This is a genomic window from Leucothrix mucor DSM 2157, from assembly GCF_000419525.1.
Lineage (GTDB): Bacteria > Pseudomonadota > Gammaproteobacteria > Thiotrichales > Thiotrichaceae > Leucothrix > Leucothrix mucor.
The window spans coordinates 4540129-4559911 of record NZ_ATTE01000001.1 but is presented as its reverse complement, the minus strand read 5'-3'; the positions used below and the strand labels follow the sequence as shown (position 1 = coordinate 4559911).

The 19783-nt window shown below is 48.0% G+C and carries 24 protein-coding genes; 13 read left to right on the top strand and 11 right to left on the bottom strand.

The features are described 5' to 3' along the window. Nucleotides 1-60: 60 nt before the first annotated feature. Nucleotides 61-309 (bottom strand): hypothetical protein, encoded by a 249-nt coding sequence (locus LEUMU_RS0120825; protein ID WP_022954242.1) that lies wholly within the window; start codon nt 307-309, stop codon nt 61-63. Then, the gene (locus tag LEUMU_RS0120820) at nt 309-1052 is read right to left on the bottom strand and encodes a DUF4198 domain-containing protein (protein ID WP_022954241.1); all 744 of its coding nucleotides are present in this window, start codon (nt 1050-1052) and stop codon (nt 309-311) included. Before LEUMU_RS0120820 ends, LEUMU_RS0120825 begins: the two co-directional genes overlap by 1 nt. Before the next feature lie 116 nt (nt 1053-1168). Here LEUMU_RS0120820 and nikR point away from each other — a divergent pair, with 116 nt between their 5' ends. From nikR to LEUMU_RS0120775, 9 genes are all read left to right on the top strand, one after another. Beyond that, a complete protein-coding gene (gene nikR, locus LEUMU_RS0120815; RefSeq protein WP_281169938.1) occupies nt 1169-1678 on the top strand; it encodes a nickel-responsive transcriptional regulator NikR in 510 nt (169 codons plus the stop codon). Between the two features lie 80 nt (nt 1679-1758). Further along, nucleotides 1759-2196: a Fur family transcriptional regulator gene (locus LEUMU_RS0120810; RefSeq protein ID WP_022954239.1), complete on the top strand. Its 438-nt coding sequence runs from the start codon at nt 1759-1761 to the stop codon at nt 2194-2196. A 76-nt stretch (nt 2197-2272) separates the two neighbouring features. Further along, complete coding sequence (locus LEUMU_RS27170; RefSeq protein ID WP_022954238.1) at nt 2273-3016, top strand: ZrgA family zinc uptake protein; 744 nt, start codon at nt 2273-2275, stop codon at nt 3014-3016. Beyond that, nucleotides 3013-3690 carry an ABC transporter ATP-binding protein gene (locus tag LEUMU_RS0120800; protein ID WP_022954237.1) on the top strand — a complete coding sequence of 226 codons (678 nt, stop codon included), beginning with the start codon at nt 3013-3015 and terminating at the stop codon, nt 3688-3690. The genes LEUMU_RS27170 and LEUMU_RS0120800 overlap by 4 nt, the downstream gene beginning before the upstream one ends. After that, on the top strand, nt 3687-4946 hold the full coding sequence (locus LEUMU_RS0120795) for an ABC transporter permease (RefSeq protein ID WP_022954236.1): 1260 nt from the start codon (nt 3687-3689) through the stop codon (nt 4944-4946). Before LEUMU_RS0120800 ends, LEUMU_RS0120795 begins: the two co-directional genes overlap by 4 nt. 14 nt (nt 4947-4960) lie before the next feature. Next, nucleotides 4961-5686, top strand: coding sequence for a DUF3299 domain-containing protein (locus LEUMU_RS27165; RefSeq protein WP_022954235.1), 726 nt, complete (start codon nt 4961-4963; stop codon nt 5684-5686). 198 nt (nt 5687-5884) lie between these two features. After that, complete coding sequence (locus tag LEUMU_RS27160; RefSeq protein ID WP_169446479.1) at nt 5885-7159, top strand: efflux RND transporter periplasmic adaptor subunit; 1275 nt, start codon at nt 5885-5887, stop codon at nt 7157-7159. Next, the gene (locus LEUMU_RS0120780; RefSeq protein WP_022954233.1) at nt 7156-8382 is read left to right on the top strand and encodes an ABC transporter permease; all 1227 of its coding nucleotides are present in this window, start codon (nt 7156-7158) and stop codon (nt 8380-8382) included. Before LEUMU_RS27160 ends, LEUMU_RS0120780 begins: the two co-directional genes overlap by 4 nt. Next, nucleotides 8375-9091: an ABC transporter ATP-binding protein gene (locus tag LEUMU_RS0120775; RefSeq protein ID WP_022954232.1), complete on the top strand. Its 717-nt coding sequence runs from the start codon at nt 8375-8377 to the stop codon at nt 9089-9091. The genes LEUMU_RS0120780 and LEUMU_RS0120775 overlap by 8 nt, the downstream gene beginning before the upstream one ends. A gap of 57 nt (nt 9092-9148) precedes the next feature. Here LEUMU_RS0120775 and LEUMU_RS0120770 read toward each other — a convergent pair whose 3' ends face one another. From LEUMU_RS0120770 to LEUMU_RS27150, 6 genes are all read right to left on the bottom strand, one after another. Next, complete coding sequence (locus LEUMU_RS0120770; protein WP_022954231.1) at nt 9149-9625, bottom strand: DUF805 domain-containing protein; 477 nt, start codon at nt 9623-9625, stop codon at nt 9149-9151. A 14-nt stretch (nt 9626-9639) separates the two neighbouring features. Further along, the gene (locus LEUMU_RS0120765; protein ID WP_157474421.1) at nt 9640-10053 is read right to left on the bottom strand and encodes a hypothetical protein; all 414 of its coding nucleotides are present in this window, start codon (nt 10051-10053) and stop codon (nt 9640-9642) included. 129 nt (nt 10054-10182) lie between these two features. Then, nucleotides 10183-10410 carry a hypothetical protein gene (locus LEUMU_RS0120760; RefSeq protein ID WP_022954229.1) on the bottom strand — a complete coding sequence of 76 codons (228 nt, stop codon included), beginning with the start codon at nt 10408-10410 and terminating at the stop codon, nt 10183-10185. Nucleotides 10411-10696: 286 nt separating this feature from the next. Then, a complete protein-coding gene (locus LEUMU_RS28365) occupies nt 10697-10996 on the bottom strand; it encodes a hypothetical protein (RefSeq protein WP_022954227.1) in 300 nt (99 codons plus the stop codon). Next, nucleotides 10989-11156 carry a hypothetical protein gene (locus LEUMU_RS28890; RefSeq protein WP_022954226.1) on the bottom strand — a complete coding sequence of 56 codons (168 nt, stop codon included), beginning with the start codon at nt 11154-11156 and terminating at the stop codon, nt 10989-10991. Before LEUMU_RS28890 ends, LEUMU_RS28365 begins: the two co-directional genes overlap by 8 nt. Nucleotides 11157-11248: 92 nt before the next feature. Further along, the gene (locus LEUMU_RS27150) at nt 11249-11905 is read right to left on the bottom strand and encodes a hypothetical protein (RefSeq protein ID WP_022954225.1); all 657 of its coding nucleotides are present in this window, start codon (nt 11903-11905) and stop codon (nt 11249-11251) included. 304 nt (nt 11906-12209) lie between these two features. Here LEUMU_RS27150 and LEUMU_RS0120735 point away from each other — a divergent pair, with 304 nt between their 5' ends. From LEUMU_RS0120735 to LEUMU_RS0120720, 4 genes are all read left to right on the top strand, one after another. Further along, complete coding sequence (locus tag LEUMU_RS0120735; protein ID WP_022954224.1) at nt 12210-13223, top strand: hypothetical protein; 1014 nt, start codon at nt 12210-12212, stop codon at nt 13221-13223. Beyond that, entirely contained in the window at nt 13220-15562 is a 2343-nt protein-coding gene (locus LEUMU_RS29255; RefSeq protein WP_022954223.1) for a hypothetical protein, read from the top strand. Before LEUMU_RS0120735 ends, LEUMU_RS29255 begins: the two co-directional genes overlap by 4 nt. 310 nt (nt 15563-15872) lie before the next feature. After that, nucleotides 15873-17318, top strand: a complete 1446-nt coding sequence (locus LEUMU_RS27145; protein ID WP_022954222.1) for a polysaccharide lyase family 7 protein — start codon at nt 15873-15875, stop codon at nt 17316-17318. A 39-nt stretch (nt 17319-17357) separates the two neighbouring features. Beyond that, the gene (locus LEUMU_RS0120720; protein ID WP_022954221.1) at nt 17358-18176 is read left to right on the top strand and encodes a hypothetical protein; all 819 of its coding nucleotides are present in this window, start codon (nt 17358-17360) and stop codon (nt 18174-18176) included. A gap of 60 nt (nt 18177-18236) precedes the next feature. Here LEUMU_RS0120720 and vapC read toward each other — a convergent pair whose 3' ends face one another. The 3 genes from vapC to LEUMU_RS0120700 form a co-directional block, all read right to left on the bottom strand. Beyond that, complete coding sequence (gene vapC, locus LEUMU_RS0120715; protein ID WP_245570710.1) at nt 18237-18629, bottom strand: type II toxin-antitoxin system tRNA(fMet)-specific endonuclease VapC; 393 nt, start codon at nt 18627-18629, stop codon at nt 18237-18239. A 5-nt stretch (nt 18630-18634) separates the two neighbouring features. Further along, nucleotides 18635-18871: a type II toxin-antitoxin system antitoxin VapB gene (gene vapB / locus LEUMU_RS0120710; RefSeq protein ID WP_022954219.1), complete on the bottom strand. Its 237-nt coding sequence runs from the start codon at nt 18869-18871 to the stop codon at nt 18635-18637. Nucleotides 18872-19358: 487 nt separating this feature from the next. After that, nucleotides 19359-19658: a hypothetical protein gene (locus LEUMU_RS0120700; protein WP_022954217.1), complete on the bottom strand. Its 300-nt coding sequence runs from the start codon at nt 19656-19658 to the stop codon at nt 19359-19361. Nucleotides 19659-19783: the final 125 nt, after the last annotated feature.

The window sequence follows — 19783 nt, the reverse complement described above, 5'->3', positions numbered from 1 at the left end:
CCACAAGCAAAACTACCCCAAGGCATAAACCGCCCTGGAGTAACCTACTTTTAAACGAACTTATTCCGAGTCGGACTTCGCTTGGCGCTTGCTGCCAATCAGCACCATATACAAGCGCCAAACACCCGCCAGCATCGCAACGCCCAGCACTGCCAGCCAAACCCACAGCAATGCATTAGGCTCTTCCGCCGTGCCAAAGCTCTTACCATGACCCGGATGCGCCACTGCTGACAGGCTGACTAATCCTAAAGCACCAGCAATCGCCAGCTGCACAGCACAAGTCCATAAATGACTAAAATAACGATTCATCACTCATCAGCACCTAAAGGATACGTGAATGCCAACGTTGCGAAATTGACAGACTTGTCGGCTTTAGTCGTATCTTCTAGCTTGGTTTCTGTTTCAGTCCCCAGTACATTCAAGCCATCATTGCGGATGGTAATGGTCGCTTTACCGTTACGGTCAGTTTTCACAACATTGTGCATGCGGTTAGTAGTGATCTCAGCAGCTAGCTCGATATTGGGTACTGGCTCGCCATTGGATAGCACTTGTACTTCCAGCTTATCGCCCTGCTTCAATGTTAGCGGATCAACCATTGGTACGATTTCCAATAGTGCGCCAGTTGCTTTAGGCGCTCCGCCCAATGGCTTGAGAATGGTGGTGTTATATTTCATATAGCGGCCGCCCTGCTTGGCACCCTCTACCTGATCTTTAGACTTTTTAACCCACTCGCCATCAGCTTGCTCACTCCAGTAACCGTTATCAAATACGCCACTAACCGCTTTAAGATCTTCCGAAGGTGCTAGCGTGATGTAACCATTTTTGCTGCTGTAATCGACTTTCAGCGCTGCGCTATCCTTGCCATAGCCCTTGAGCTCTAACAAATCTTTGTGCTCATACTTTTCATCGGTTGGCCCGTGGCCATAAATAATCACAACTTCATCATGACGCTCTTTCGCATAGATACCGTGTGCCGCTGCTTGTCCTGCTAATAACAGACAAACCAAACCAGCCGCTGTCGCCATAAACACTTTGTTGTTAGATTTGATCACGTTTACATCCCTTTAAAGTATGATAAAAATTTATTTTTTCATACTTAACCGCAGAAGTTAAGAGGATTTACAAAAATGTATGAACTGTAATCTTAGCACCCAATGTCGGGTATCATGTGGCTTTCTATTTCGCCCGAAAAGAGCCATCAGCTATGCGATTTACAATTTCTCTGGAAGACAAGTTAGGCGCGCGTTTTGATCATTTTATTCAGGAGCGTGGCTATAAAAATCGCTCGGAAGCTGTGCGGGACTTGATTCGAAACAAGCTCGACCAAGACAGCTTGATGAGAGACGATAACGCCGATTGTGTCGGCACCCTAACCTACATCTACAATCACCATGAACGGGATTTATCGCGTCGCTTGGCCGAGTCGCAGCACCAATCTCACGACTTAAGCATCTCGACCTTACACGTGCATTTAGATCATGATAACTGCATGGAAACGGTGGTATTGCGCGGTAAAGTGAAAGAGGTTTCAGCCTTTGCAGAAAGCACTATTAGCCAGCCGGGCGTACGCCATGGGCAGGTTTATATTGTGCCAGTGATGATTGATCATGTCGCACACTCCCACACTGATGGCTCCCATGGCGCGCACACTCATACACACGTAACCCCGCAATCTTAAAACCGAACCGATACGAGGCTTGGCAAGGTAAAATGCAACTATGTTACAATTTACCTAAACATGACTACCGAAACTAATCGATGACCCCAGACGAGATTAAACAGAGCGTTACTAAGCTACTCAGTCAAGCTTCCGGACGATCCACGCCTGCACGGGAGCACGTCCTGAATATTCTGTTGTCTGCGCCAACCGCACTAAACCACCACACCATTGAAGCGCTCGCTAAAGAACGTGGCTTATCGCTGGATCGGGTTACGCTCTACCGCACGCTGGACTGGCTGGTTGAACAAGGCATTGCACATCGCATTGCCAGTGTGAACCGTGCCTGGTTTTTTAGCGCCGTTGCTGAGCCTGAAAGCCAGCCACACGCCCATTTTCATTGTAAAAAGTGCGAGCAAATCTATTGCTTAGAAGGCGTCAATGCCACGCCAATGACTAACCTGCCAAAAGATTTTCAGCTGGAAGAAACCGACCTGAGTTTGCAGGGCCAATGTGTGAGCTGCACAACCCATAAATAAAATTAAACAATTAAGTTTTGCAACATTGTTGCATTTAAATATAATGGCCTGACGTCTAACTACCTCAAATGTCATCATGAAGCTATCTGCCGCATCGATCAAAACCACACTGGCCACCTCTGCGTTGTCCTCATTATTGCTGTGTAACTCTGCCATGGCAGAAAGCCATACTGGCCACACAGAGCACGCTGCGCATGAACATGGCGCTGCTCGCTTAACCATCGCCACGACGGATGCTGGCATGGAAATTACACTGGAGTCCCCTGCTGCGAATATCTTTGGATTTGAGCATTTGGCTTCCGATGAGGCCGATCATAAAACAATCCATCAAGCCGTGAATAAGCTCAAAGCCGGTGATACGCTGCTGATTGCTGACTCCTCTGCCGCTTGCACGTTAGCATCAGTGGATATCGAGTCCGCTCAGGTTGATGCCCATAGCAAAGAAAAGCACGGTGATGGCGAGCATGATGCACACCACGACGCACATGAAGCCCATGATGAGCATCATGACGATGATAAGCATAACGACCATGATGACCATAGCGATGAAAAACACGCTGATCACGATGAGCACCATGACGATCACGCAGATGAGAAGCACGATGATCATGAGTCAGATCATGCCGAAAGCGCTCACAACGACGTGGATGTCACCTGGAACTTCAGCTGCGAAAACCCAGCAAAACTAACCCAAGTCGATGTCCGCTTATTCTCTGCTTTTCCAAAAGGCTTCGAAGATGTCGATGTTGATTGGATTAGCACCAGCCAAGCCGGCCACTTAGAACTAAACAACGATGGAATCGTACTGCTTAGCCAATGAATATTGTTGAACTTGCGCAATTGCGCTATCGCTGGAAAGGTCAGTCGAAAGACATTCTCAATATCCCTGAGCTGACCATTGCTCAGGGTGAGCATGTGTTTTTGCGCGGTGAAAGCGGCAGTGGGAAAACCACGCTGCTGAATCTACTGGCAGGTATTCTCACCCCCACCGATGGCAGTATTCGCTTACTGGAGGAGGATTTGCATAGCGCCTCCTCCAGCAAGCGCGACCGTTTTCGGGCCGATCACATGGGCGTGATTTTCCAGCAGTTCAACTTACTCCCCTATTTGTCGATGGTGGAAAACATCACGCTGCCCTGCAGCTTTTCCAAACGCCGCCGCGACAAAGCCGGAGACCCGCAACAGGCAGCGACTCAACTGCTAGATCATTTACAGCTGGATGAATCGCTACGCAGTAAGATGGTCACCGAGCTGAGTGTCGGCCAGCAACAACGTGTTGCCGTAGCACGCGCATTAATCGGCCAACCAGAAATTATTATTGCCGATGAGCCAACCTCAGCGCTAGATACTAGCACTCGCGACCGCTTTATTGACCTGCTATTCACGCAGGCCGAAGCTCAACACAGCACCATTATTTTTGTCAGTCATGACCCGCACATCGCCAGTCATTTTCCGCGCGTCATTGAGCTTAGTGAGATAAATACCGCCTTATGATTCTACTCAAACTCACTTGGCGCAGCCTCTGGAACCGACGCATTAGCGTATTGCTAACCCTAATCTCCATTGCCATTAGCGTAAGCTTATTGCTGGGCGTGGAATACATCCGCAAAGAAGCCAAAAGCAGCTTTATGAACACCATCTCAGGCACCGATTTGGTGGTGGGAGCGCGCAGTGGGCAGGTGCAATTATTGCTCTACAGCGTGTTCCGCATTGGTAACGCCACCAACAATATTGGCTGGGATACTTATCAGCATTATGTGAAGCACGATCAGATTGCCTGGACCATTCCGCTATCACTCGGCGATTCGCACAAAGGCTACCGCGTACTGGGCACCAATCAGGATTACTTTAAGCATTACCGTTACGCCTACCAGCAACCCTTAAGCTTTGCTCAGGGCAAACCTTTCGAGGGCGTGTATGATGCGGTATTGGGTGCAGAGGTCGCTAAACGACTGGGCTACACACTCGGCACCCAGATCATTCTGGCACATGGCGCAAACGGAGCCAGTTTTTCCGAGCACAAAAACAAACCCTTTTCCGTGGTTGGCATTCTCAAACCCACCGGTACCCCGATCGATCGCACCGTGCATGTTTCACTGGAAGGCATTGAAGCCATTCACCTCGATTGGCAATCTGGCGCGCCTGTTCCCGGCTTTAACATTTCAGCCGAAAAAGCCGCCCGTATGAATCTGGAGCCTGAGACCATTACCGCCTTTTTGGCAGGACTCAAAAGCCGCTCTGCTACCTTCCGCCTGCAACGTGAGATCAATCAATACAAGCAGGAACCGCTGTTAGCTGCGGTGCCGGGCGTCGCGTTGGCTGAGCTCTGGCAAGCCATTGGGCAATTTGAAATCGTGCTACGTATTATCACTATTTTTGTACTCATCGCCGGATTACTCGGCATGCTCACAACTTTGCTTTCAACCCTCAATGAACGACGCAGGGAAATGGCCATATTACGGGCGGTCGGGGCTTATCCACGCTACATTTTCATGCTATTTTTGCTGGAGGCCCTATTTATCGTGGTGATGGGTTGTCTGCTGGGATGCGCCTTGGTATTTGCTGGCGTGCAGTTTGCCCAGCCGTGGGTAATTGCCGAATATGGCTTGCACCTCAACACATGGATACCGGGCTGGAGTGATGGATTAATGCTGCTGCTGGTCACCGTATTAGCCGTTATTTTTAGCACACTACCGGCGTTAATTGCCTATCGCCGCACGCTGCAAGACGGCCTAACCGTTAAGATATGACCATGAAAAAGCTTATGAAAATTAACACCTTAATTATTCCATGTTTGTTGCTGACAGCCTGTGGCGGAACAGATGAGCCTGCGACTAGCAAAGCTCAATCCAGCAATGTTGTGGTCGCGGATGAAAACTACACGCCCACTAAACCCTTTGAGGCGAGCAAGGATGCCGACCCCATTCCTGAAGGAGCCCCTGCGCTGGGCACTGATATTGCCGATGTGGTTAAAGCGGACTCTAAAGCGGCGGCCCAATCCAATGAGGCAGAGGCGGCTTATCAGGATATGATGTGGGATGACTTGGTTCCGGAAGGGTTTCAACCCAGCAAGATCTTGGCCCGTTATCAGGCACGTATTCAGGAAGCCAAGGAAGGCTCCCCAGAGGAACGCGAGCTCTACAAACAAGTCATGGGCGAGTTTAATAATGCCGGAGCCAATCAAGCGCTCAGTGGCAAGAAGATTCGCATTCCCGGTTACGTTGCGCCGCTGGATACTAGTGGTGAAATGGTCGGCGATTTCTTGCTGGTGCCTTACTATGGCAGCTGCATTCACTCACCACCGCCACCGGCCCATCAAACGGTGATGGTCACACCCGGCGCTGGTACCAGTGTTGCGTTGGAAGATACCTACTTGCCGGTTTGGGTGACAGGTGAAATCACCGTCGAAAAAGTGGATACCAAGCTGGCGACTGCGGGCTACCAAATCAAAAATGCCAAAGTAGAGCTGTATTCTGCGCCGATTAAGTGACGGCTTCCTGCTGATTAGCGTGCTAAAAGGTGGCGTTGACACGGCATGGAAATCGTTTAGCGCTTCCGTTGAAAAGGCTTCGGACAAATTCAACACCTGAAAAGGCTTTCGTCGCTGAAGTGATTTATATCAATTGCTCAGCGCCGAAAGGGCGCTATAAATAGGATTCCAAAATCCTATTTGCAGATGATGATAACAGTGACCAAAACACTAAACAAAGAATCGGCAAAACCAAGCACTCCCCTAATCTCCAGATTCTTTCGGGGTTTGCTTCGTTGGTTAAAAATCACTGCGGCCATCCTGCTAGTCTTATTCATCGCGGCCTACTTTGCCCGTAACGCAATTTGGGGTACACCCGTTGATGCCTATGCCGTAACCAAAGGTGAACTGCGCCAAACGATCGTCGCAAGCGGCCGGGTAACCTGGCCTCAGCGCATCGCGGTGGCGTCTGAAGTGACGGGGCGAGTCACTGCGATCCCAGTGAAGGAAGGTCAGCAAGTCAAACGCGGCCAATTACTCATCCAACTTGATGACAAAATCGACCGCGCCAGCCTCGCACAAGCCACAGCGGCCGTAACACTGGCGGAGGTCAAACTAAAGCAGCAACAGAGAGTGCTACTGCCTACTGCTGAAGAAAACTTGCGCCAGATAGAGGCTGATGTCGAACAGGCCCGCCAGCAATTTATCCGTATTCGCAGCCTGAACAGCAAAAATTACGTCAGCAATAACGAACTGGACACAGCCCAACACAATTACGATGTGGCCAATAGCAGGTTGGCAGCCGCGCGTTTGCAAGTGCAAAGTAATCAATCCAACGGCAGTGATGCCCAGCTCCTGATCAGCTCACTGGAACAAGCTCGTGCCAGTCAAAAATTAGCAGAGATCAAGTTGACGCAAGACGCCATTCTCGCACCCGCCGATGGCACGCTGATTAGCCGCAGCATTGAGCCGGGTGACATTGCCACCACCGGCAAAACCTTAATGGTGCTGGCAGCCGAAGGCAATACGCTTATTGAAGTGCAAATCGACGAACGCAATCTCGCCAAACTGGCGCTAGGACAACTGGCGCTCAGCTCTGCCGATGCCTTTCCTAAGCAACGCTTTGATGCCGAAGTCAGCTACATTAACCCCGGCGTGGATGCTACGCGTGGTGCAGTCGATGTGAAATTACGCGTTAAGCAGCCACCGGATTATTTACGGCAGGACATGACGGTCTCGGTCGATATTGAAACCGCTAAAAAAGCTGAAGCCTTAGTGATTCCTACTGGCGCATTGCACGATGCCAGCAGCGATGAGCCATGGGTGCTGGTGGTGCGCAAGAAACACACGGTTCGCCAAGCCGTTACACTGGGTTTACGTGGTGATGAAAACGTGGAGATCTTAAGCGGACTCAAAGAAGGAGAACCCGTGATTCTGGCGAGTTTGGCGCTGATCAAAGCAGATCAGCTGGTGCGAGTGACTGTGCAGCCATGAACCCGCTATTGCCGTTTGAGTGGATTTTGGCGATTCGCTTTATGCGTGAAGCACGCATGCAAACCTTGCTGATTATGTCGGGTGTTGCGCTTGGCGTGTCGGTGATTGTGTTTATCTCGGCTTTAATTGGCGGCCTGCAAGATAACTTGTTTCGCCGCACGTTGGACTTTCAGGCGCAGATCGTGATTCTGCCACCTAAGGAAGTCTCCCGCCCTTTACACCAAGCGGGCGATGGAAAACTCGCCACGATAATACAACCCCGCGCACAACGTTTGCAGTCGGTTGATCAATGGCAAAAGGTGATGACACAAGTCGGCAAAATGAAAGGGGTTACCGTAGTTGCGCCAGTGGTATCAGGCGCAGGTTTTATCGTTCGCGGCGAAGCCAATAAAGCTGTGAGCCTGACCGGCATCGAGCCGGATACTTACCTCAAACTCATCGCGCTTAGCAGTAAAATCATCTCAGGCAGTCCCAATATCAGCGGAACAGACATACTGGTTGGCAGCGATTTAGCCAAAGACTTAGGCGTATGGACTGGCGATAAACTCAACTTACAAACCGCCTCCGGTGGCACCGCAACCCTAAGCATTCGCGGGATTTTCGACTTTGGTAATAGTGGGGCAAATTCACGCTCCGTGTTTATCGCACTGCGTACCGCACAAAGCCTGCTCAACTTATCGGGTGGTGTCACGAGTGTTGAGCTAAACCTGGATGCGCCCTTTACCGCCGAGACCGTCGCGCAAACGATCAAGGCGCAAACCGGCTTAAAGGTTGATAGCTGGATTGCCAGCAACTCGCAGTTTTTTAGCGCGCTGGAAGCCCAATCCATGTCGAATAATGTGATTCGCTTTTTTGTCGGGTTAACAGCGGCATTAGGCATTGCCAGCGTGTTGGTGGTATCCGTGGTGCAGAAATCTAAAGCGATTGGCATTTTGCGGGCAACCGGCACCACACGGCAGCAAATTTTACGGCTGTTTTTACTGCAAGGCGCGCTGACGGGTTTGATCGGTTCGGTGTTAGGCGCGGGCTTCGGTTGGCTGTTTTTAACCCTGTGGCGCAATATCGCGATTAACCCCGATGGCACCCAATTATTCCCGATTACCTTTGACCCGATGCTGTTTGTGTATGCGGCCATTGGAGCCACGCTGGTCGGCACCATGGCGGCCCTATTCCCCGCGCTGCAAGCGGCGCGACTAGACCCGGCGGTGGCGATTCGTGGCTGAGTCAAATGCAATTACCCTGCAACTGCAGGAAATCCGCAAAGCCTATAACATCGGCATGCCCTCGGAAGTGGAAGTGCTGCACGGCATCGATTTGACCATTAAGCGAGGCGAATTTGTGGCACTGATCGGCCCTTCCGGCTCGGGTAAAAGTACCCTGCTCAACCAGATCGGGCTGCTCGACAAACCCACCAGCGGCGAGCTGTATGTGACCGGCCAAGCCACCACTCAGTTGGAGGATAGCGACCTCACCAAGTTACGCGCCAAATCCATCGGCTTTGTGTTTCAGTTTCACAACTTACTCCCAGAATTTACGGCGCTGGAAAATGTGATGTTGCCACTACTCGCGGCCCGTGGCCGACCGGATGACGCCATGAAACAACGCGCAGCAGAGCTGATTGAGCAAGTGGGACTAAGCAAAGTCGGTAAGAACATGAGTAATGACTTATCCGGTGGTCAGCAGCAACGTGTGGCTATTGCTCGCGCATTGGTCATGCAGCCTGCGCTGGTACTGGCTGATGAGCCAACGGGGAACCTCGATACCGAATCGGCCAATACGATATTTGAACTGCTGCGCCGCGTGAATAAAGACAGTGGAACTAGCTTTTTGATTGTGACGCATGACCCGAGATTGGCGCAGCGTTGTGACCGGATTATTGAATTGGTGGATGGACGAATTGATTCGGATAAGGCGAATGTGGCGGTGGGTTAGCAGGCTTTCCACAGCACCCGCTCAAACCCAAGCGCAACCACCGATGCGCTGTGAGCACTAATACGCAAAGACTAATAGAAATATGCCTGCCAGAAATAATGAGGAAACTACCCCTGTATATTCCCATTTGGTGGGTTTAAAAACCTGCTTACCATGGCTGTTTGGCTTATCTTCACTTGGCGCAATGGCCAACCAGATGAACATAGGCGGTAGCAAGGCAAACCAAGCCCAGACTGCTGGCTTACCTAAATCTTGCACTCTTCTGACTGAAGAGGCCGCAAAAACCCAAGGTACTTTAACGCCATAATAAATAGTCGCTGGCACCATCAGAAATGGGGATAATCTACCCCAAAACATAATCATTATCAGCGCCATGACTAACCCCGCCACAGTTGTATAAAGATACCGGATTCGCCCCATCCGACCTCTAAAAATCAGCACTTTATTATAAAGTTCACGCGTGTTCAGCTCATCATTTGGAGCACTATCAACAGCTAAGGAAGCCGTAGGAGGCTTATACGGGTTGGTTTCCATTTTGTCCTATATTCTCAATTTTTTTGTTGGATACCTTGTTGTGCAAAGCGAGATCGTGTGAGTAAAAATGTAACCAGTAAACCAGCGCAGACTGCTGAGGCAAACATATCCCAGGCAGATAACTGGAAAGCCAGATAGAGCGCAACCATACTGCCAATACCCAATGTAAGCCAAGCAACAAGAACCCTGCCAACAGGAGCAATAAAAAATGCTGTTGTTACAATTAAGGCTGCTGATAATCCGGTGCTGAAACAAAAAATAATTGCTTCAACACTATCCCACCATGAAGCCATACACATGCCAGAAATCATCTGATCTTTCGGACAGAAATAAATCGAAAAATTTATGATTAACATGCCCAGAATTAGGGTTGTATACCATACTAGAATGCATGCTATGGGAAGTGATATCCATCTTAGTTTATTCATAATGGAGCATCCAACGCCGCTTTCTACCGCAGTGCATGTGGGGCGTATTGTGTGTAAAAATGGGCGGTACGACCATGCACACAATTCGACACCGCCTGCGCTGCCGGACTGCAAAGCCTTGTTATACAATTACTCGTCATCATAGCTAAACCACATACCAATTTTTTCTTTACCAACTAAACAAAACAAACTATCACGAGTATGCTTCGTTAATGAAAACCAGCCGTCATCAGAAAAGTTGGTAAAGAACTCACCATCACCAACAGATCTGATAAACGAATAAAATAGTCTGTATAATTCATCATCCGAGAGTTGCCTGTGATCTCCATATGACATAGAAATAGCTTCGTTGGTCATTTCAAAAAAAAGCCTTTGCGCCTCATTTTCAATACGCTGGCTGATGCCACTCTTGTAGGAATTGAATCTAGCATTTTTTTGAAATAATTTCGTTTATAGCTGGAAGGCCAGATAGCCCTGACTTGTTCTCACAAATGACATAGCCAAGATTACAATCGTCCCAGATATCCTGGTATTCAGAAAATTCTTGCTCAATACTCATTATCTTCCTTTCGTATAACGCCCCACTCACCGGAATTTTGGGAGCCAAGCGAGTAAAATTTCCGAGTGCAGTGGCTTGTTATATTTATTTTATTAACTTATTTTTCAATATCTTTGCGAGAGTAGATTTCGCACGCTCAACAAATTCATCTTCGCTTTCATTTTCTTTTGGATCACCAATTGATTCGCTTAACTCAGTTAGAACTTCGTCACTATTAGCGACTTGTACAACTTCAGATGAAAATTTTTCTCTATCATTGCTAGATATACTTAACCCCGTAGTAGCCAAAGTTCCGCTTATTTGAGTAGTTAAACCTTGAGCTGAAGAAGAGCTAATCATTTTTTGCCCTGTTCTGGATTTCACAAAATCTCTAAAATTACTCATTATTTGTTTCCTGCCCTTTTTTCTTTGAACGGAAAAACTCTCTAAATATCATATCAAGTGTTTCGACGATCATATAAATAATTTTTTCTTTAACGGGTTCTGGGACTTTTCCCCATAACTCAGTTAGCCAGGTGAATAGACTGAACAACCAACCGAACATATAATGCCTCCTAAAAAATATAACGCCGCAATAAAAGGCGAGCGGAGCGAGTCCAGCCCGCGTGTTTTTGTGGGCGATTTTTAATTGCCTTGTTATACATTTACTTGAGAGCAAATTTCTGAAATTACTCTGCTCTCAAGGCCAGAGCGCCTTAAATAATTTGGGTGATAGGTTCTAAATACCCGACCACCTATAGAGTTTGTTATCATTTCACATACTTGCTTTTGATCGAATTCACCTATGCTTGTCTTTTGAGCGCTGAGCAGAGGAATGATTCTACTATCATAACTATGACCAGTTAAAAATATGGTGACATCGGGCTTTAAAATTTTAAGCTCTGATAAAAGCAATGTATCTAAACCAGATAATAGCTCTCTATTTTCATTGGATGGCTTTTTGCTATTTTCGTCATATCGATTAATATTTAACCATGATGATGAGTGCGTCTCTCCAATAATAGATTTTTCAAACTTCCTAATCACATTCCAAAATGGGCTTGAAACATACTTTTCCCCAAGATTAAACTTTGAGTACGTTTCCATTTGATTTGAGATGTCTTTTTTACAACTCCAGCCGTTAGTTTCTTGGCCTATAAATACAACTCTGACTTTTGAAGTAGAGAATTTATCGTTTGGCGATATAAGGAAAGGGCCATGAACTATCTCGTTGGACCTCTCTCCAAATTCGTATAGATCTGATTCATATTTTTTATAAAGAGCATATAGCTCTTGAGATAATTCTGATGACACGAGAAATCCTTTTTTGTATAACAGTATGCTATACGGAAATTATTCAACATAGCCTTCCGTGTAGTCCAAACAACATAGCCTCTCCGCATACACCCAACCTATTGATCAGCATTAGAATTTACAATATTGGCTAATTTAATAACAGAACTATACGGAATCCACCCACAAATCACAATAAGCCAAATACACAGCATAAAACCACACTCACCCCCACTAATCTCCAATAACATCCTATACTACTGACTAAGCACATTGGTTTAAAAACACTCAAACCACCGCACGAGGCTAGCAACCGGATGGAACCATGCCCAACGCATTGAATTCACGATCATTTCGCCAGACTTCCATAGCTCTCACCCTGCTACTTGCCGGCATGGCAGCGCTTTACTGGCAACCCGCCAATGCCATAAAAGCCACCAACGCGCCCGCCAAAATCAGCTATTACCACTGGACCAATAGCTACACCGACGACCCTGCCAGCCTGCAACGCTACGCACCCAAACAGCTTTACCTCAAGCTGCTGGATATTGGTTATCGCAACCAACAGCTATCGGTCAATCCAACGAGCATCCGCACACCGCCCTCAGTAGCCGTCACGCCGGTTGTGTATATTGATAATAATGCGCTGAAGCTTGGCTCGCGGGACGCTATTCACGCGCAGATTCTCACCCACATTCCGCCGCAAACCTATACGCACTTACAGGTGGATTGCGATTGGACCGGCCAAACCCGCGACGTCTATTTCAAATTCCTTGAGCGCCTGAAAGTGGACTACCCACACATCAGCGTGACCTTACGCCTGCATCAGGTGAAATATGCCAAACGCACGGGCGTGCCACCGGTGGCGCGAGCGGCGCTGATGTATTACAACATGAGCGATATTACAGACCCTGAGATTAACAATTACATTCTCGATACCGAAGAAGGCCAACGCTACCTGCACAACTTTGAAAACTACCCGCTGCCGCTTGATCTTGCGCTGCCGCTGTACCAGCAAACGCGGGTGATTCGCCAAGGTAAGTTGGTGCAATTAGCCAATAGCGCCGAGGTGAATGCGGCGAAAACCGAACGCCTGAAAACCAATCATTACAAAGTCACCCAAGGGCATTATTGGCAGGAATATTACCTCTACCCCGACGATGAGTTGCAGGTGGATACGGTCGATCTCGACGCCTTGCATACCGCTGCCGAGCAACTGAGCGCCGTCATGCACCCCGATGAAATTATTTTTTATACCCTCCGCGAAGCCGCACGCTTTTCTCCGAATGAGCTTGCCACCATCGCGACCGAATTTTCTCCAAGGAGCCAGCCGAAATGAAATCCCTTAAACAGCTATTTAAAAGCACCTTAATGGCCAGTTTTTTGTTTACCACGGCGGTCTCCTCCTGCGGCTGGGATGAGCCGGAATATTTCTACTATTCCAAAAGCCTTGATATTCTCTATGGCGAGTTAGTTAAAGCGCACTTTGTGCGGCGTTACAGTTATTTTCCCGGCTCTTACAGCAGTGATGAATACGATGAATCGAACGCCACCGAAACCTATAACCTCAAAGCGTGGGCCGACTACCTGAAAGTGTCACCGGAAGATGCCAGAGCCATTGTGTATGACCGAAACGCAGACAAACTGGCCAGCCAATCCGATGCGGTAAAGGCCTATCTCAGCGTGGTAGTAAAGCAAGAACCCATTGCCGACCAAGGCGACTCACGCTGGCTAAGTAAAGAAGAGCTAAAACAGCAACGCGCTGAAAACCTAAAGCTTGGCAACACACTCATCGGCGAAATAAACCAGCAGCTGGAAACTGAAAAGGATGCCTTTTTACGCCAGCGTTATGCGTATTTATTAGTGCGTATTTTGCATTACACCGGACAATATCCGGAAGCCATTAGCACCTACGAGCGCCTAAGCGCCGACATTCAACAACCGAATAAAGAAGTCGCCATCTGGACCGGCCTGCTATACGCCGGAGCGCTGCAACGTAGCGGCAAGCGAGCGGAATCAGCCTACCAATTTGCCACCCGCTTTGCGGAAACCGAGACTAAAAAACTTCAGGCCCAGCTTAATTTCAGCATTAAAACAGATGAGGAATGGGCCTCTTTAATGGCGCTGTGCAAAAATGATGATGAACGCGCTCTGATGCATTTTGTGCGCGCCTTGCGAGTGAATGCCAATACACAGGAAGAGCTCAAAGCCGTTTATGCGCTGGCTCCCGATTCCGATTGGTTTGATGCGATGCTGTTTCGTGAATTGGAATTTGTGCAGTTTGCCGACCATGTTCCCGGTGGCCCGGATCAGCCATGGCTGCAGTCTTCTCGTGGCATTAATAAAGACGTTTTGATTGATGACCTAAAAGCCTATGAAGATGCCAAAACGGAAGCGGCCAAACAGAAACTGCGCGACCGTCGTACCCAATATCTTGCTAGATTCAGCCAGTTCATCGACCAAGTTAAACAGGATAAAAAGCGCAAAGATCTATTCCTCACCGACTATGCTGCGGTCTACTTAAAACAGCTCTCAGGGGAAGCCATTACGGTGGCGGATGTGAGCACTTTCCTTGCCGCCTACCCTGATGATTTACGCGTGCCTTATGTGAAGCCGCTACAGCACTTGGTGTATCTGGAAAATCTGGAGGCGATTGACCCCGCGAGTGAAACCGTTATCGCTAATGACTTGGTGGCCGCTGAAAAACTGGAGAAATCCATCAGCAGCGATATCTGGGAGGACGAGTACAATAATCCCTACAAGCGCCGCACTCAGGACATTATGACTTACACCTACGCCAAGCTGGAGCCGCTGTATGTGAGCGCCAATCAACCCGGTAAAGCCTACCTCGCCAAGCAGCGTGGGGATATTGTGCTGGATGGCATTACAGCTGAGGAAATCAAAGAGCTGCAAACCCTGCAAACCAAAAAGTCTCCCAACCGTTTAGAGCAAAAAATGGCGGCTGACTTTGTCAAAGCATTCGGCGAGATCGACTTTGAGACCAAAGCCTTTACACCAACGACTGATCCTAATGAATTGATTGCCAGAAAGTACCTCGCTGCAGGCAAATTCGACCAAGCTAAAACTGCTGCCGAAGCGGCCGATCACAAGTTATTTAAAACCACTTACAATCCATTCACCACCGGACGCAGCGGTAATAATCGGGTTCCTTCCAAAGCCCGCACGCTGCTGCAAGTGATTGAAACCATGCAGGCACTGGAGAAGCAAGCCAACAGCGATCCAAGCGATGCACAGGCCCAGTTCTTACTGGCAACCGCCTACTACAATATGACGTGGTTCGGAAACTCCCCCAACCTGATTAGAACGTATCGCTCGACCGTCTCCTGGAAAAAAGGCGTGACCGATTTTAGCAAAGCGCGTGAGCATTATGAGCGCGTAGTACAGCAAACAACCGATCGGGAATTAAAGGTAAAAGCGCTGTACGCATTGGCCAAAATCGAGAAAAACGAGCTATACATTAAACAGGCTGAAAATGGGTCTGAATTTAATAAATATTGGCCACATGGCGACGATACAAGCTATCCGGAATCGACCCAATTTGCCAAGAAAAAGGGCCTTGGGGAGAACTTCAAAAAGATACGTGACTATGAAGATACGCAGTATTTTAATGACGTAATTAAGCAATGCGCTGATTACAATTACTACTTTTCTGGTTAACTAAAAATGGCCTGAGAGGCAAGCCCTGCCTCGCTTCAGGCCTCAAACCTACTCAGCATCAACTTGCCAGCGCACTCTCGCGTCTGGCATGCCGTACCTGTTTCAAGGTTCGTTATTTCTTCGTTGTTTGATAAGCAAATTTTCGGAAAATTCAGGCTGGATATTTCTTGGTGAGCAATTCACCCCGCTGCAGCGATGATAATTTCTAGTATGTTAGTTTTCAAAATTATATGCTAAATTTGTAAAACATATGTTTGTGACTTGTAAAACTAATTTTACAAACCTATGGCATTTTTCTTGGAGGAAATTAATGAATCATCTTAGTATGACAGCCCTGTCTGCACTGCTTTTGTGTGCCAGCTCTGTCTCTGCAAATACCGCCTGTGAAGGTAACGAACCACTGACTATCATTTCCGCAACGGATGATGGGTTGTATGAAGAAACGCATGGTCCGGAAAACCTAATTGATGGCAACCTTGATCCAGACTCTCGCTGGTCAAATGAATCCCAAGGCGCACCAAAATCCGTTGTTTTCGATTTGGGCGCACAGCAAACACTCAAGTCATTCAGCATTGCCTGGCATAAAGGCGACAGCCGTAAATCTGACTTTTCCATTGCCGCATCATTGGATAACAAAGCCTATACCACCATCGTTCCTGAGCGCCAATCCGGTGGTGAAACGCTGGCACTTGAGCCTTATGAGTTTGATGACCTGAAAGCACAGTACGTAAAAGTGATCGCTAACGGCAACGAAAGCAATAGCTGGAACAGCATGGTTGAAGTCGTGGCTTCAGGCTGCGGGACTCCGGTTGAAAAACCAGAGAAAGCGGTCGTTACCGCGCGCAAAGGCAAAGGTCTGTTTGGACTACACACTGACCAACCTCCCGGTAAAAACTTCGACCTACTCGGCTGGTATGTGACCACGCCAGCGGACGATGATGGCGACGGTAAATCGGACAGCGTTTACGAGAATGAACTCGCCGCTGGCTGGACTGATCCACGCTACTTTTATACCGATCCTGCAACCGGTGGAATGGTGTTTCGCTCAACGCCAGCGGGTGCCAAAACCTCTAAAAACACCAAGTACACCCGCACAGAACTACGCGGCATGCTTCGCCGAGGCAACTACGATATTGACACGCGGATTGATGGCGGCTACCCAAATGCAAACAACTGGGTATTCTCCTCAGCGCCCAAGTCGGCACAGGAAAAAGCGGGCGGCGTAGATGGTGTTTTGAATGCGACCCTGTCGGTTAATCAAGTCACTAGACAAGGTAAAGCCTACCAAGTTGGTCGCGTCATTATTGGGCAGATCCACGCAAAAGATGATGAACCAATTCGCCTGTATTACCGCAAACTGCCGGGCAATAAATTCGGCTCGATCTACTTTGCTCACGAGCCTGCCACTGGCAAAGAAACTTGGGTTGAGATTATCGGAAAGCGCAGCGACCGCACCGAAAACCCTGCTGACGGTATCGCCCTTGATGAAGTCTTCAGCTACCGGATTGAAGTCAAAGGCAAACAGGAAGGCGATAAAACCATTCCAATGTTGCACGTCGATATTACTCGCGATGACGGCACCGTAGTTAGCGCGGAGCCCTTTGATATGCGCGACAGTGGCTTTAGTGTTGAAGACGAATTTATGTTCTTCAAAGCGGGCGCTTATTCTCAAAACAACACCAGCCCAGAGCCAGAAACGGACTTTGATCGGGTGATTTTTTATAAGTTAGATTACTCGCACTCACCTGCGCAGTAATACAAAACTCAATAACAAGTACTCTGATTGGAGAGAAATATGAAACGACTGATTTCTTTAGTAGCCGTTGCAGGTCTTATGGCCAGCAACGTAATGGCGGCAAGCGTTGTCGTGAATGATAGTTTTACTGATGGTGGCCGAAACAATGGCGCAGACGCACAAGATACTAACTGGTGGTCCACCACCACATCCGGTGCGATTGAAGTGAGCAAAGGCTCTTTGGGCTTGGTTTCTGGTGGCTCGGGGCGTGGCATACGCGCAACCTTTGCGCCTCAAACACTGGCTGATGGCCGGACTCTAAAAGCAACCTTCACCTTTACAACGCCTAGAACCCTCGGCACTAACCGCGACTCGGCTTTCCGTGTTGGCTTGTATGACAAAGCAGGCCGCGCTGCGCTAGAGGGTGACTTATCCGCCTCATCGAAAAAGCCGAACGTAAACTATGATGGCCTACCCGGCTATATGATCGACTTTGACGTAAACCTCAAAGATGCAGCTAAAGCGAACATTGATATTCGCAAGCATAAGCAGGACACGCAAGGCCGCTTGTTAGGGACAACGAAGGGTTACAAGCACCTTGGTGGCGGTGGGAGTGCCTACCAGTTTGCACCTGGCCAAACCTATACCGGTGTTATGACTGTTCAAAAAGTCGCTGCAGGCGTGGCAATCTCCGGCTCACTGAGTCAGGCGGGTAAGGTACTGAGCACCTTTGGCGTAACGGATAACGGTAGCGCCACTAATAACTTTGGTATGTTGGCGTTTCATGTCAACAGCAAAACATTTGGCTCTTCAAAGAAGAAAAACACCCCGGATAATGGGATTGATTTTACGAATGTGAAGATTGAGGTGTTGCCTTAGGATTTACGTTTTTTGATTGGGGTTATGGCTGGCAGTCTTTAAGGTTGTGAGCCATTTTTGTTAGCTCACCCAGTTCTCAACAATCAGGCCGGGAACGCGTTCGAATTCACGCACGTTGTTGGTAATTAACGGCATTCCTAAATTCAAAGCATGAGCCGCAATCATCAAATCTAATGGCCCGATTACGCACCCTCTGCGCTCAAGGTCAGCACGAATCTCACCATAGATATACGATGCAGACTCATCGTAATCCACAACATTTAATGGAAGCAAAAACTCATTCAGTGCCTCCTCATTTTCCCGAAAGCGCTCGCTTTTATGCACGCCATGATACAACTCTGATGTTGTAACAGATGACACTAAAATATCTCGCGGTTGGAACGCTTCAAAATGCTCTAGAACACTCGCAGGTTTGCGCTTAATGATGTAAATGCAGATGTTTGTATCCAGCATAACCATTAGTCAAATGCCTCACGCTCAGCTTGCTGCTCCGGCTGCTCTCTACCTTCTGGCATGAAGTCATCCGTAAACTTGTCCAGACTATTAAACAGGCTGTCCCACGAGTCTGGAATAGGCCGTAGAATTAAGTTATTGCCTATTTTTTTGATTTCAACGACCTTGCCCTCAAAGCGAAACTCTTTGGGTATTCTGACGGCTTGACTGGCACCGTTTTGAAAAATACGTGCTGTTTGCATGGTGCACCTCCTTTGATAATATATATTAAGTATATACTTTATTTGAAGGCGTCACTATGCCTTTAGTTCAATGTGACCGTCTCCTTTTATGAAAATATACGCCACTTTCATAATCACCACCCCACACAAAGCAGCTCACCGATTGCTAGCCGAGTGTCACCAATCTGCTTACCAGAAACCCACCTCATACTCCTGATCCACTGATGTTTATCTGCTTGAGTTGCGAAGCGTTCCGCGATCGACCATTGCGTATCACCTTGCAAAACACGATAACGCTTCTTGCAAGGAGGCCGCTGGCCGTCATAACGAGTAATAATTGGACTTGCTTCCTGATAGATACTCACTGTCGAACGACTAATATTAATATTCCCAGCTTGCACATATGAAAGCCCTCCCTTACCAGAGAGAAAGCCTGGGCTGCAAAAGATTAGGTAGAAACCAATAATCAGCAAACCAACAACCGATATTTTCGCACTAAAGCTAGCCACTAGTGAGGCACGCGTGGCATGATTTTCTTAGCTAAACGAGACTTAGCTTCAATCACATGTCTCTGGGAGTTTTCATCGATGTTCTGGGGAATATTCGCCGAGTTAAATGCCTGAATATTGATGTAATACATAATGCCGTTGATGAAGCTCTCCTCGTTAACTCGACCTGAGTAGGAGCCCAATGTGTAGAAGCCAAAGCTTAGGGTAAAATAAATAACAACCTCAATTAGGTTGATAGATGACCCTCCTAGAAACTGCTCCAAAAAGCCACACAACATATCGTTACTGCAAGCATCCATGATTGCTCTTTTCCCTGAAGTATTTGATAGACAGCGTTGACCATTAATTTCAAACCATAAAGGAGGTTTAAAATACAAATATGTTAAATTAACAGCCTAAATTATGATAATCCCTACTACTCAAA